This window comes from Oceaniferula marina (genome assembly GCF_013391475.1).
Lineage (GTDB): Bacteria > Verrucomicrobiota > Verrucomicrobiia > Verrucomicrobiales > Akkermansiaceae > Oceaniferula > Oceaniferula marina.
Window position 1 is genome coordinate 878,339 of record NZ_JACBAZ010000001.1, and the last position, 13,566, is coordinate 891,904.

At 54.5% G+C, this 13,566-nt stretch carries 12 protein-coding genes; 7 read left to right on the forward strand and 5 right to left on the reverse strand.

The features are described from left to right. Positions 1–23: 23 nt before the first annotated feature. The 3 genes from menD to HW115_RS03525 form a co-directional block, all read right to left on the reverse strand. Positions 24–1,619, reverse strand: coding sequence for a 2-succinyl-5-enolpyruvyl-6-hydroxy-3-cyclohexene-1-carboxylic-acid synthase (gene menD / locus HW115_RS03515; RefSeq protein ID WP_178931177.1), 1,596 nt, complete (start codon positions 1,617–1,619; stop codon positions 24–26). A gap of 82 nt (positions 1,620–1,701) precedes the next feature. Continuing rightward, positions 1,702–2,085, reverse strand: a complete 384-nt coding sequence (gene acpS, locus HW115_RS03520; RefSeq protein WP_178931178.1) for a holo-ACP synthase — start codon at positions 2,083–2,085, stop codon at positions 1,702–1,704. 18 nt (positions 2,086–2,103) lie between these two features. Then, positions 2,104–2,850 carry a pyridoxine 5'-phosphate synthase gene (locus HW115_RS03525; RefSeq protein ID WP_178931179.1) on the reverse strand — a complete coding sequence of 249 codons (747 nt, stop codon included), beginning with the start codon at positions 2,848–2,850 and terminating at the stop codon, positions 2,104–2,106. A gap of 113 nt (positions 2,851–2,963) precedes the next feature. Between HW115_RS03525 and HW115_RS03530 the strand changes: the two genes are divergently transcribed. From HW115_RS03530 to HW115_RS03555, 6 genes are all read left to right on the forward strand, one after another. Continuing rightward, a complete protein-coding gene (locus tag HW115_RS03530) occupies positions 2,964–3,803 on the forward strand; it encodes a hypothetical protein (RefSeq protein WP_178931180.1) in 840 nt (279 codons plus the stop codon). Between the two features lie 49 nt (positions 3,804–3,852). Further along, the gene (locus HW115_RS03535) at positions 3,853–4,692 is read left to right on the forward strand and encodes an NAD(P)-dependent oxidoreductase (protein ID WP_178931181.1); all 840 of its coding nucleotides are present in this window, start codon (positions 3,853–3,855) and stop codon (positions 4,690–4,692) included. 94 nt (positions 4,693–4,786) lie between these two features. After that, positions 4,787–6,613, forward strand: coding sequence for a Na/Pi cotransporter family protein (locus tag HW115_RS03540; RefSeq protein ID WP_178931182.1), 1,827 nt, complete (start codon positions 4,787–4,789; stop codon positions 6,611–6,613). Between the two features lie 104 nt (positions 6,614–6,717). Beyond that, on the forward strand, positions 6,718–7,857 hold the full coding sequence (carA, locus tag HW115_RS03545; RefSeq protein ID WP_178931183.1) for a glutamine-hydrolyzing carbamoyl-phosphate synthase small subunit: 1,140 nt from the start codon (positions 6,718–6,720) through the stop codon (positions 7,855–7,857). 103 nt (positions 7,858–7,960) lie between these two features. Continuing rightward, a complete protein-coding gene (locus HW115_RS03550) occupies positions 7,961–9,235 on the forward strand; it encodes an adenylosuccinate synthase (protein ID WP_178931184.1) in 1,275 nt (424 codons plus the stop codon). Positions 9,236–9,307: 72 nt separating this feature from the next. Further along, complete coding sequence (locus HW115_RS03555) at positions 9,308–10,105, forward strand: histidinol-phosphatase (protein WP_178931185.1); 798 nt, start codon at positions 9,308–9,310, stop codon at positions 10,103–10,105. Between the two features lie 61 nt (positions 10,106–10,166). Here the strand turns inward: HW115_RS03555 and lgt are convergent, their stop codons facing one another. Both lgt and HW115_RS03565 read right to left on the reverse strand, forming a co-directional pair. Continuing rightward, on the reverse strand, positions 10,167–11,138 hold the full coding sequence (gene lgt, locus HW115_RS03560) for a prolipoprotein diacylglyceryl transferase (RefSeq protein ID WP_178931186.1): 972 nt from the start codon (positions 11,136–11,138) through the stop codon (positions 10,167–10,169). Between the two features lie 61 nt (positions 11,139–11,199). Beyond that, entirely contained in the window at positions 11,200–12,279 is a 1,080-nt protein-coding gene (locus HW115_RS03565; RefSeq protein ID WP_178931187.1) for a M42 family metallopeptidase, read from the reverse strand. Positions 12,280–12,473: 194 nt separating this feature from the next. On the opposite strand from HW115_RS03565, the gene HW115_RS03570 reads away from it, so the two are divergent. Beyond that, positions 12,474–13,535 carry a 3-deoxy-7-phosphoheptulonate synthase gene (locus tag HW115_RS03570; protein ID WP_178931188.1) on the forward strand — a complete coding sequence of 354 codons (1,062 nt, stop codon included), beginning with the start codon at positions 12,474–12,476 and terminating at the stop codon, positions 13,533–13,535. The last annotated feature ends 31 nt before the right edge of the window (positions 13,536–13,566 follow it).

The following is a 13,566-nucleotide window of genomic DNA, read 5'->3' on the forward strand; positions in this document are numbered from 1 at the left end:
TAAGCCTTTACCAGCGACACCCCCTAACCCATTGCCTGCCAGAACCCTTTCGTCTGGCGGGCATCCGGGATAACTTCCACTACGGTCGTCACATCACAGGGTTCCAGATCAAAATCTTCGATCCCGCGAACGCAGATATAGCGCATGCCCCACATCGAAGCCCAGTGTTCAAATCTTGTGTCATGCGCGTTGGTCACCATTTCCTCGACCTCTTCATCCAAAGCCTGAACCTTCGGCAGGCGACCAAAAATGCGCCCTCCTCCGTTATTGATCACCACTAACATCCGCCCCTTGGTTTCAACCTGTGCTAACAAAGCTGGCGCAGATAGATCATACAGAGTGGTTAGATCACCAAACACACCCCAGGCATCCTCCTCATCCGCTGTAGCACCAAGCCAGGTCGAAATCTGACCATCGATGCCATTGGCTCCCCGGTTAGCCCGCACCATTTCGTAAGGAATCTCGCGCTGGGAAAAATCGTTCCATTCCCGGATCGGCAGGCTATTCCCCAGGTATAAACTACGCCCCATCGTTGCCATCACTGACAGCGTTCTCACCATCCCGGGTTCACTCTCAGGAAAGGCCTCCAAATGCTCACCCAGCACACCTCTCCCACGCGCTGCGGTTTTGAGTAGATCCGTCGTATCGCCAACTGAGGAAACTTCTCCGAGCGCTCTCAATGAACGCGGAATATCACCACGGATCACGACACTCTCGCGGGCCAAGCCCGAATGGTCGGTTCGGGTCAAGGAGACCACTTCCACCTCGGGCATGCTTTCAAGATCCCGCCAAAAGCGCCCGACAGGAACCTCACCAATTCTTAAAACCGAAGCAGGTGGATGATTCCGCAACAAACGATCTCCATCCACCAATGAGAGCCTGCCCAAGGCTTCACGCAACCCACTGGTACTATCCGCCAGCACCGGCACGGCCAAATCCTTCAAAAAATGCCAAACCTCTTCCCGGTCCCAAGGTTCCAGACCTCCCAGCATCACCACCATTCCACCCCGCCAGGCATTCCGCATCATCTCCAACACCGGTAACATGTTTAAATTACCGATTGGCTCCCGAATCTCACCGACTCTGACTTTGGAAGTCCGGACGCCCCCCTCTTCACCCCGCTCATCTTCTTCAAGGCAAAGGTTCACATGCCATGGGCCGATACCAGACCATCCGTCAAACATCAGCAACTCATCAGCCCACTCCAAATCCTGGCAGCCTTCGACATAGTCTTCAAAAATACCGACTTGTTCAATCGCTTGAGGAGCGCCCGACCCCCGAAACCTCCGAGGGCGATCAGCAGAAAGCACAACCAAGGGCCGCCCCTGATAATGGGCCTCAATCACGGCTGGAAGTAACTCTGCAACTGCGGTCCCCGAGGTGGTAACCACGGCACAGGCGGCACCACTCTGCATCGTCCGGCCAAGGGCAAAAAATCCTGCCGAACGCTCTTCGAAATGGTTGAACACCCTGATATCTCCGGCATCACCGCTACGTTGAAACTCCGCAAGCGCGGTCACCAGATCGAGATTCCTCGCTCCGGCACAAACAACAAACTCCTGTATTCCGGCAGCCACACATGCTGCTACGGTATCATGAACCCAACCTTGACTCGACATCGTGCCTTAGCTCTAAACCGCAAATCCCAAAAACCAAGCACCAAGATCAACCAAAGTCATTCCGTAACATCCCCAGCGGTCTCTACTCAGCCAAGACCACCGCGTTGGCCGCTGCATAATGCTCGGCATGCGTTAAACTGATCTTGATTTCCTGAATCCCCCTGGACCGGGCAAATGCCTCGCCGTCACCAGATAAAAACACCTCGGGCTCGCCGGAGTCACGTCGCCGGATTTCCATATCCAACCACGCCAAGTCCTTGCCAATCCCCGTCCCCAGAGCTTTGGCAACCGCTTCCTTGGCAGCAAATCGAGCGGCGTAATGAATCGCAGGGTTCTTTTGCCCCTCGCAATACTCACGCTCGGATTCGGTAAAGATTTTCTGTGCAAATCGACTCCCGAACTCAGCCATGGACGATGCAATTCGCTGCACCTCCACCACATCAATCCCTATACCAAATACATTCATGACCTGACTTCGATTATGTTACCCCTGGTATCCGGACATGGCCTCGCGCATTTCCCTGACCGCTTCAGACAAGCCAACACGCACCGATCTCGAGATCAAGGTGTGGCCAATGTTCAGCTCAGCCAAGTGCGGAACCGTCAACAACTCCGGTAAATTCTCCAAATTGATTCCGTGACCGGCATTCACCTGCAAGCCCAAGTCGTGCCCGAGAATGGCAGCCTCTTTCAAGCGTGCCGTCTCCTGCTTGCGCTCATCACCAAAGGCGTTGGCAAAACATCCGGTGTGCAGTTCGATCATTTCCGCCCCTATTCTGGATGAGGCTTCCACCTGCACCGTGTCAGGGTCAATAAACATGCTCACTTTGATCCCATGTTGTTGGAGCGTTTTCACCGTTGGCTCCAAGGAAACAAACAGGCCATCAACATCCAATCCCCCCTCGGTCGTGACCTCCTCGCGGGTTTCGGGGACCAAACAAACAAAATCGGGCTTGAGCCGGCATGCCATATTCACCATCTCCTCGGTGTTGCCCATCTCAAAGTTCAGCGGGAGGTCAATCATCTGACGCACGGCAAAAGCATCCTCCTCCTGCATATGACGGCGATCTCCGCGGACATGCACGGTAATGGAATCAGCCCCGCCTGTCATCGCGTCTTCGGCTCCCTGCACTGGCGAGGGTTCCGCATTCGGAGAATCAATCATACCCGTGAAGCGCGCCTGTCTCAGCGTCGCGATATGGTCAATGTTTACACCTAAAAGCAAGCTCATGCCGAAGCCATAGGTGACGACGCCACCCCTGCCAATCTAAATTTAACACCAGACAAGTTTCCTGTGACAATTTCCCCGTTGCATTTTTAGCCTCAAGCGAGTTAGTTGAAGCCATGAAAGATGCTGTTTCTCTGAGGACTCCCGCCATGCTCTGCGCCATGATCATCTCGCTTACCGGACTCAGTGCTCAAGAAGCGGCACGCCCAAACGTCCCAGACGACCTCATCGATGACCCTCACGTGCGTGAAGAACTCGGCATCAACCAATTCACAGCCCCATCGATCAAACGCATTTTTGATGACCTGGACAAACTAGCGCCACTTCCCACAGAAGAAGTCGCCCACAAAATGCCTGAACGCATGCCACTCAACCGGTCCGATCTCGCCCTCGAAATTGGCTTTCTCATCGCCGACGGCTTCATGGCAGTCCAAGCCGGCCAACTCAATAAAATTGAACCCCTGGCCAAGGAACTCTCGCGCTACGGCCGGGCCCTCGGAGCTGGAGAACGCGTCAACCGACACGCGGCCAGCTTGTTAAAAAGTGCCCGCAACAACGATGTAGAGTCGCTGAAAAACGAACTCTCAGCCACCCAGCGTGATGTCGAAACCGACCTCATCCACCTGCGGGATGTCGACCTCGCCCACCTCATCTCACTGGGAGGTTGGATTCGGGCTCTGGAAGTGGGTTCGCTGGCTGTTGATAAAAAATACACTCAGGAACGAGCAAAAAACCTCTACCGCGAAGATATCACCGACTACTACGAGGGCTCGATAGCATCGCTGGACCCCCGGATCTCAGAGCGTAAAGACATCGCTAACATCCGACTCATCATCATCGAACTTCGCACCGTTATGACGCTCAAAGAAGGTGAGCAACCAAGCGCTGAAGGAGTCAAAAAAATCAACGAACTCGCAAAAAAACTATCCACGCTGGCCCTCTCGAGAGGTCAGTAAGCCTCACACCTCAACATCCTGAACCCACAACCGACCACATTTTTTCATCATGCAACAAAGCATCGCCGTTCTCGGCCTCGGAATCATCGGCTCCCGCAGCGCAGACCAACTCAAGCAATCCGGATTTACTGTCCATACTTGGAACCGGACCCCTCAACATCGCCCAGACTCCTGCGCCGAGGCCCAGGATGCGGTAAAGGGCTCCGATTTCGTTGCCCTCTACCTCAAGGACGGCATCGCCGTCAGAGAGGTCTTCGAATCCATTCGCCCTTCTCTCACGGCAGACCAAACGCTGCTCAACCACTCCACCATCGATCTCGAAACCACCCACTGGCTCGCCGAACAATGCCAAACAATCGGCTGCAGCTTTCTCGACTGTCCATTCACTGGAAGCAAAATGGCGGCAGCCCAAGGGGCTCTGGTCTACTACGTGGGCGGAGATCCTGACGTTTTGGAAAACTCACGCCAAACGCTCGAAGCCACCAGCAAAGAAATCAAATTCCTCGGGCCCGTTGGCAGTGCCACCGTGGTCAAAATCGCAACCAACCTGATCTCGGCATCCACCGTCCAGGCACTCTCGGAAGCGCTGGCCATCACCAATGCCTACGGCATTTCCCCTGACACTCTGACCGATGCCGTTGCCTCCAATGCCTGCGGCTCCGTCCTTGCTGCGATGAAACTCCCGAGCATGGCCGCTGGTGATTTCGCCCCTCATTTCTCCATGGAAAACATGCTCAAGGATAGCAAGTTCGCCATCCAACTCGCTGAAAACAAAGGGATTAACACCCCGGGAATCAAAACCACCTCGCAGGCGATGGAAAATGCATGCAAAAAAGGCAACGCGCAACTTGACTTCTCAGCTCTCTTCAAGGCATATCCAGAAGCGTAATTGCTTTGTGAAACATTTCTCATAGGCAAAACCTTGAGATTCACCTGACGCAGCCTTTATCACGCAGACGCCCCACCCACATTCACCCTATATTATGAATCTATTGCTTGCCTCATCTGACTCCGCATTTCTCGGAGGCCTGACCACCATTCTCAGCATTCTCGGTTCTCTCGGTGTTTTCCTCTACGGAATGAAAGTCATGTCGGAAGGCGTGCAATCCGTCGCAGGTGACAAAATGCGTGTCGCGATGGCGACGATGACCAAAAACCGCTTCAGCGGGATGCTCACCGGACTGGGGACCACCGCCCTGATTCAATCGTCCTCGGCAACCACGGTGCTGGTTGTCAGTTTCGTGAATGCCGGACTCCTCACCCTGGTGGAATCCATCGGCGTCATCATGGGCGCCAACCTCGGAACCACGGTCACAGCGTGGATCATTGCCGTCGTCGGTAAATTCAGCATTGCCAAAGTAGCACTGCCCATCATCGGAGTCGGCCTGCCGCTATTCTTCGTAGGACGCAGCAAAATCAAAAGCTTTGGCGAGGTCTTGATTGGTTTTGGTCTTCTCTTCTTTGGTCTTGGACTACTCAAAAAATCCGTCCCGGACGTTAAAGGAGCCCTCAAATCAGGAGAAACGGGTACCGTGGAAACCATCCAGTGGTTGATTGAAACCATCAACAATACCGGTTTTGGCTCGGTGGTTCTGTTCATGATTGCCGGTGTCATTCTCACGCTGGTGGTCCAATCCTCTTCTGCCGCCATGGCTATCACCATCACCTGCGCCACCCAGGGCTGGCTTGGAGATCTCAACACCACCGAGGGAACCATGATGGCGTTCCAGAACTCAGCCGCCATCGTTCTCGGAGAAAACATCGGAACCACCGTCACCGCTTGGCTGGCATCCATCGGGACCGGAGTAAATGCCAAACGGGCCGCTCGAGCCCACTTCCTCTTTAACGTGATCGGTGTGATCTGGATGCTCGCCTTATTCAAGATTTTCACCCCGCTGGTCTGGGAAATTGCCGACATGCTGCCAGACAGCTTGAAGGAAGTGAAAAAACTCGACGATTCACTCGCCGAGGGAACCTCGGCCGTTGCTTTTGCCAACGCCTCGAAGGTGGCATTCTCAACCGCCATTTTCCACACCATGTTCAACTTGGCGAACATCTTCATGCTGATCTGGTTCGTCCCTCAAATCTCGAACGTCGTCCAAAAATGGGTGAAGGAGAAAAAGACGGATGAAGCAGCCCCTCGCCTGCGCTACATTTCCCAAAACCTTGTCGACCTCGGTGAACTCAACATCGCCGAAGCCGAAACCGCCATCCGTAGGATGTCCAACCTCTGCGTGCATATGTTCAAAGGCTTCGTCGATGTGCTCGACCACCCGAAAGATGACATGTCCGCCGAAGTGACAGCCTTGAAAAAAATCGAGGACGAATCCGACCTCATGATGCAGGATATCACCGAATACCTGGTCCGCTGCTCATCCCGCGACATCGGTAATGCCAATGCTCACAAGATTGCCGGCATGCTGCGCATTACCCAGGAGCTGGAGGAAGGCATCGATTGCATCTACCGACTGGTGAAACTCAACGAGCGTCGCTACAAAAAGGGAAGAACCTTTTCCAAGGAACAAACCGATACTATCCGCGAATTTGCGGGCAACACCCAGCGCTTCATTGAGTTCACCGACAAGCGCCTGCTTTCGCAAATATCCGATGAAGACATGAACCGGGCCGAAGCCATGGAAGACACCTCCGACACCATGCGCAAGAAGTTCAATAAAAATGCCATGAACCGGATGGCCAGCGGTGATGTCCGACTGGAAATGATCAACATCGACATCAACAACCACTTTGAATCGATTGCCAATCACACGCTGAACATCGTTCAGGCAAGCCACTCCATGCACGAGGCCTAAACAAGGAAACGCGTCATGGCACAGGCTCATCAAAGTTAAACTTGAATCTTCCAACTTAGCCCCTAAAGTGCGCCCGCAGCCCCGCATCGGGGCGCCCCAAGCATATGAAAGCCATCCTCGCACTTGAAGACGGACGCACCTTTGAAGGTGAAGCCTTCGGGCATTTCGGAACCACCACCGGAGAAGCCTGTTTCAATACCTCCATGACCGGCTATCAGGAGATCATTACCGATCCCTCCTACCGCGGACAGATCGTCACCATGACCTACCCGCAAATCGGCAACTACGGAGTCAACCCGGAAGATGCCGAGTCCCATTGCCCCCATGTTCGGGGACTGGTTATCGGAGAACTCTCCCCCGTCGCATCAAACTGGCGCTCTCGTCAAAGCTTGGAGGATTACTTCGCCGAACACCACATTATCGGGATCGAAGGCATTGATACCCGGGCATTGACCAAGCACCTCCGCTCCGCCGGAGCGATGCGCTCCTGCCTCAGCACGGAACTCAGCGCCGAAGAGGCGATTCAAGCAGCCAAAGACTCCGCCCCCATGGAAGGATCCGACTTCGTCAAGGAGGTTTCCATTGAAGGGGTTCAAAAATGGGAGGGCGAATCCCGACTGTGGACGATCCCCAACCCCTCAACAGGACAAGAGGGCAATTACATCGAACTTCCCGAGGTCAAATACAACATTGTGGCCTACGACTTTGGCATCAAACGTAATATCCTACGCATGCTTCGCCAGGCTGGCTTTGAAGTGACTCTCGTCAACTCCCGGACACCAGCCGAGGAAGTGCTCGCCATGAAACCCGACGGTGTCTTCCTTTCCAACGGACCTGGAGACCCCGCGGCCCTCGACTACATCCACGCCGAGGTCAAAAAACTGCTCGGCAAAACTCCGATGTTTGGAATCTGCCTCGGACACCAGATTCTCACCCACGCGTTCGGAGGAACCACCTACAAACTCAAGTTTGGTCACCGTGGAGGCAACCAGCCGGTCAAGGACTTGCGCACCGGTAAAATTGCCATCACGGCTCAAAACCACGGCTTCGCCACCGATGGCGACAGCCTGTCGGACAATGTGGAAATCACCCACATCAACCTCAACGACGACACCATCGAAGGATTCCGCCACAAGGAGTTCCCTGCCTTTTCCGTCCAATATCACCCGGAGGCAGCCCCCGGCCCCAATGACGCAACCTATTTCTTCTCAGAATTTGCCGAACTGATCGAAGCATTCCGCTAAGACATTATTTTTCACCAGGGACGCCCGAAGGACAGCGATTCAACACATCGCCCATCGGCTGGTCTCCCTTATTTTCTACAACTAATAACGCATACCATTTTTCATGAACACCATCATCTGCGGTCTCCAATGGGGAGACGAAGGAAAAGGCAAAATTGTCGACTACCTCACTGAAACAGCCGACGTCGTTGCCCGCGGCCAAGGAGGTAATAATGCCGGCCACACCGTGATCGCCAACGATACCAAATACATTCTTCACTTGGTGCCATCCGGCATCCTCTGGGAAGGTAAAAAATGTATTATCGGAAATGGCGTCGTCATGGACCCCGTCGGACTCTGCAAGGAAATCACAAACCTCGAGGAAGCCGGCATCCCCGTCCAACCCGACAAACTTCTCATCTCCGACCGCGCCCATGTCGTTCTCTCCTACCATCGGGAACTCGACGCAGCCCGCGAAGCCGCCCTCGGAAAAAATAAAATCGGCACCACCAAACGCGGAATCGGACCAACCTATGCCGACAAGGCTAACCGGAACGGACTTCGCCTCGCCGACATGCTCTGCGAAGCCACAGCTCGCGAACTCATTGGTATCCGCCTTGCCGAAGCCAACGATACATTGGCCAAGCACGACCTACCCACTTTTACGGTGGATCAGGTTTGGGAAGATGTCGCTCCTGCTATCGAGCGCCTTCGCCCACACGTCACCAACACGATTCCCGCCCTGCACAAGGCATGGAAAGATGGTAAAACCATCCTCTTCGAAGGAGCCCAGGGATCATTCCTTGATGTCGATTTCGGAACCTACCCCTTCGTCACCTCTTCGAACACTACCGCTGGGGGAGCCTGCACAGGTTCAGGTCTCCCGCCTACCGCCATCGAGCGTGTTGTCGGAGTCTGTAAAGCCTACACCACCCGGGTGGGATCTGGCCCGTTCATCACCGAAAACGATGACATCTCCGATTACTTCCACGCCCGCGGCATGGAATTCGGTGCCACCACCGGCCGCCCACGCCGCTGTGGATGGCTCGACATGGTTCTCATCCGCTACGCCTGCATGGTCAACGGTGTAACCGACCTCGCGGTCACGATCCTCGACGGTCTCGACGAACGCGAATCCCTACAAGTCTGTGTTGCTTACGATATCGACGGTGAACGTCACGATTTCCCACCAGCCAACCGTGCTGCATGGGACAAGGCTCAGCCGATCTACGAAGAGCTTCCCGGATGGCAATCTGACACCACCGGAGCCCGCTCATGGGACGACCTCCCGGAAAATGCCAAAGCCTACCTAACCCGACTCGGTGAACTTGCCGGAGCCCCGGTTACCTACATTGGCAACGGCCCCGAGCGCGAGCAGACAATCGTGGTAAGCAAATAAGCAAGCGCCGTTCAACTCTTTCACCAATAGGCCCTATAGCTCATATAGGGCCTGTTTTTTTTTCAAAACCCAATGCCTGCCGACTACCACACCCATACCCCCCTCTGCATGCACGCCGAGGGTGAGCCCGAGCAATTTGTGGCTGCCGCGGTCAGCGCCGGCATCAGCGAATACGGCATCTCCGACCACGCCCCGGCACAACCGGAACCCTTCGACAATTGGCGCATGCTCGAAAGCCAGCTCCCCGACTACTTTGAATGGATTGAACGGGCAAAAGCCGCCGCAAACAATCAGATCCCGATCCGGGCTGGCATGGAATGTGACTGGCTCTCTGGCTGCGAGCCATGGATCGAATCACTCCGCCAACGCTACCCATGGGATTATCTCATCGGGTCGGTTCACTACCTTGATGGTTGGGATTTCGACAACCCCGCATGGCTCGGAAAATGGGCAAAAATCGACATCGAAGACGCCTGGACTCGCTACTGGAAAAGCTATGCAGATATGGCCGAAAGCGGTCTCTTTGATCTCTTGGGTCACCCGGATCTCATCAAAAAATTCGACTACCGCCCTGACGGAGATCTGCGAAAATTCTATGAACCGGTCATCGATGCCATCGCCTCCTCAGGCTGTGCCATCGAAATCAACACCGCCGGCTGGCACAAACCATGTGCCGAAGCCTATCCGGAACCCTCATTCCTCGACCTTGCCTACTCAGCCGGCATCCCTCTGGTTCTATCCTCGGACGCACACGCTCCATCCGAACTCGGCCGCGATTTTGATCGGGCGATTGCTGTAGCCAAACAAGCCGGTTATACGGAAACCCTGCTGTTCAAACAAGGACAACGGAGCTACGAGCCCCTGCCATAACAGCAAGCATCCATCCGCTTTTTTCAGCCCCACACTCGGGCGGCCAAGCCCTGCAAGCGGCTCAGGACGAAAGTTGATCGCGTCTCATCCATCCACCCACGATGAATGCCAGCCCCATGGCGATCATAAAAGTGGAATAGAACTGCCCCTTGGTCATGGCCCCAATCATTGCAGAATCCGGCTCACGGAACACTTCGACAACGATACGGAACACCGCGTAAAACAGGAAAAACATACCGGTTAAAATCCCGTTGGGCAACTTGGGAAACCGAACACGCGTCACAAACAAAATCGCAAACAACACCACGCCTTCCAGCAATGCTTCATACAGCTGTGACGGATGCCTGGCTTGAAGATACGTTCCCAAGGTCTGTTGAAGTTCCGGATTTTCACGCGCCTGCGCCATCAAATAATCATAGCTTTTATCCGAGATCGTAGGGTCAATGGCAGCACAAGCGTCATAGGCCTCTCTCAAACGCTCGGGATCTCCTTTCAGATCCTCGTGCAATGATGAGGGAAACTTCATCGCCCAACCCACCCCATGTGCCACCCGCCCATACAACTCACCGTTGATAAAGTTCGCAAAGCGAACCAAACCAATCCCGATCGGAGCGACCACACACAGTCCATCCCCCACACCCGTCCACGAAACCTTGTTCTTGCGGGCGTACACATAGGTAAAGACCACCAAACCGAGAATCCCGCCGTGACTGGCCATACCTCCGTCCCACACCCGGATAATCATCGCCGGGTCCGCCAACAATTCAGACCACCCGTTTTCCTTCGGGATTTGATAGAAAAGAATATACCCCAGACGTCCACCGAGAAACACGCCAAAAAAAGCAGCATAGGCAATGAAGTCCGCCACCTTGTCCGCAGGTAAAACCCACAGATTGCGTTTCGCCTGCCATCTCAGCAAATAATAACCAAAGACAAAGGCCAGAAGATAACCGAGACCATACCACCTCAATTTGACCGGCCCAAACAGATCAAAAATCACAGGATCCCAATTGTGGATATATGTCGCAAACACGAGCGACAACTCACACTAATCCGTGGCGTGTGACAAGCGGTATCTTGGAAAGAGAGCCAGACTAAAGGTAATCCGTCAGGCTATCGACGGTAGCCCGATCCAACTTCCGGATCAATGCCACAGCCAACTCCACCATGCTCAGATAATCCCTGATATCGATGATCGAATTATGCGAATGGATGTAGCGCGAAGGCACCCCCAGAACAATCGTAGGAACTCCACGGCCTGACAAATGAAAGGCCCTGGCATCAGTCCCGCCGCTGGATCGAAGCGCCAGTTGGTGCCTGATTCCACAATCACGGGCAACGCCAACGCAAAGGTCCACCAAGGCCGGGTTCATAATCGCCGTAGGATCCTGCATCCGAATCTGCACCCCTTCCCCCATCATGCCTTGAGAGGCAGAACGATTAAACCCGGGCGTATCATCAGCCGGTGTCCCCTCCAAAACAATACATACATCCGGTTGGGCTTGGACAGCCGCCGTGGTTGCCCCCCGCACGCCAACCTCCTCCTGAACCGTGCCACAGGCAATCAAGGTGTTAGGACACTCCACCCCCTTCAATTCCTGGCTGGCTTGGATCGCACAGGCCATTCCCACCCGATTATCAAAAGCCTTCGCCATAAATAAATGTTCGTCCGCCATCGGCGAGAATGGGGTGAGAGGAACGATCGGGTCACCAATCCGGATACCGATGGACGCTTCAAGCTCTTTCCGGCTTGCGGCACCGACATCAATAAACATCTGCTCGGCAGGCATCACCCGTTGACGTTCGGACTCGGGTAAAAAATGCGGAGGTTTGGACGAAACCACCCCGAGAATTTTGCGCCCGTCCCTGGTTCTTACTTCCACCCGCTGGGCCAACAAGGTGTGTGACCACCAGCCCCCCAACGTAACAAACTGAATAAACCCGTCAGGCGTGATATTCTGAACCCGGAATGCCACCTCATCCATATGACCGGCCAGTAACACCCGTGGGCCCAACTCCCCTTGTTCACAGAACACCGACCCATTGCCATCCGTACTCAAATCCCCCGCCCCGGCTAGCTCCTGAGCAAAAATCGAACGCACCTCATCTTCAAATCCAGGCGCCCCATGTGCCTCGGTCAACTCCTTTAACAACGCAATGGCTTTCTCTCGCATGCCTGAAGCATTATCAGATCAGAAAGGAACTTCAAACTTGAATGTTTCGACACTCGATCAGACTTGCCAACTCACACGAATTTCGACAGAATCGAGGCGCAGCGAGATTGATATCGCAGCAAAAGCAGACAGCTGTCATTTTGAGCCCCATTTTGCCTACTATCTGCACCAACTTCCAACATCAAACACATCACATGGCCCAAGTCACTGACCTCCATATTTCAAGTAATATCCCTCTCCCGGCTCCAGCCTTGCTTCTCTCTGAAGTTGAGCGCTCCGCCCAGCAAGCAGAATTCATCGCTGAGTCCCGACAGCACATCCGCAACATCCTCAACGGCGAAGACCATCGCATGCTTCTCGTCTGCGGCCCCTGCTCCATTCACGACACCAAAGCCGGTATCGAGTATGCCCAACGGCTCGCGGAACTGGCAGACGAGGTCAAACATCAGATCTATGTGGTTATGAGAGTTTATTATGAAAAACCTCGCACCACCATCGGCTGGAAAGGCTTGATCATGGACCCCAAACTCGACGGCTCCGACAACATCCCCGAGGGACTTCGCCAGGCACGCCACTTCCTTCGTGAAGTCATCGACTGTGGACTCCCCACCGCCACCGAGCTGCTCGACCCGATCACCCCTCAGTACATTGCCGATTTAATCTCATGGTCCGCCGTGGGTGCCCGCACCACTGAAAGCCAAACCCACCGCCAAATGGCATCCGGGCTTTCCATGCCTCTTGGATTCAAAAACACCACCACCGGAGACCTCACAGCCCCGGTGAACGCCATCAAGGCGGCCACCCAAAAACAAACCTTCCTTGGCGTCAGCGAACAAGGTGTCGCCTCAGCCGTCACCACCTCCGGAAACCCGGACTGCCACATCATTCTTCGTGGTGGCGACGACGGACCAAACTACGGAGCCGACGACGTCGCCGTGACGGGCCGACTGCTTAAGCGCAACGGGCTCCAAGCCTCGATCATGGTGGATGCCTCCCACGCAAACTGCGGTAAAAAATATGACCGCATGCCTGCAGTCTTCAGAGAAATCGTTCGTCAACGCTGTGCCGGCAACACCCAATTGATTGGAGCCATGCTCGAAAGCAATCTGGTCGCAGGCAACCAAAGCTTCCCTCAGCCTGTTACAGACCTGACCTACGGACAATCGATCACCGACGAGTGTATCGACTGGGATACCACCCTGCAAATTGTCCGGGAAGCGGCAACAGCCCTGAAACAATCCGGAGTGGTTGGTTAAAGCCAACAAAGCTCCAATAAAAACATAACCA

Coding starts and splice junctions, on each gene's coding strand:
- HW115_RS03530 (WP_178931180.1), top strand. CDS start 2,964: ATGAAAGATGCTGTTTCTCTGAGGACTCCCGCCATGCTCTGCGCCATG.
- HW115_RS03555 (WP_178931185.1), top strand. CDS start 9,308: ATGCCTGCCGACTACCACACCCATACCCCCCTCTGCATGCACGCCGAG.
- HW115_RS03550 (WP_178931184.1), top strand. CDS start 7,961: ATGAACACCATCATCTGCGGTCTCCAATGGGGAGACGAAGGAAAAGGC.
- carA (WP_178931183.1), top strand. CDS start 6,718: ATGAAAGCCATCCTCGCACTTGAAGACGGACGCACCTTTGAAGGTGAA.
- acpS (WP_178931178.1), bottom strand. CDS start 2,085: ATGAATGTATTTGGTATAGGGATTGATGTGGTGGAGGTGCAGCGAATT.
- HW115_RS03535 (WP_178931181.1), top strand. CDS start 3,853: ATGCAACAAAGCATCGCCGTTCTCGGCCTCGGAATCATCGGCTCCCGC.
- menD (WP_178931177.1), bottom strand. CDS start 1,619: ATGTCGAGTCAAGGTTGGGTTCATGATACCGTAGCAGCATGTGTGGCT.
- HW115_RS03525 (WP_178931179.1), bottom strand. CDS start 2,850: ATGAGCTTGCTTTTAGGTGTAAACATTGACCATATCGCGACGCTGAGA.
- HW115_RS03570 (WP_178931188.1), top strand. CDS start 12,474: ATGGCCCAAGTCACTGACCTCCATATTTCAAGTAATATCCCTCTCCCG.
- HW115_RS03565 (WP_178931187.1), bottom strand. CDS start 12,279: ATGCGAGAGAAAGCCATTGCGTTGTTAAAGGAGTTGACCGAGGCACAT.
- HW115_RS03540 (WP_178931182.1), top strand. CDS start 4,787: ATGAATCTATTGCTTGCCTCATCTGACTCCGCATTTCTCGGAGGCCTG.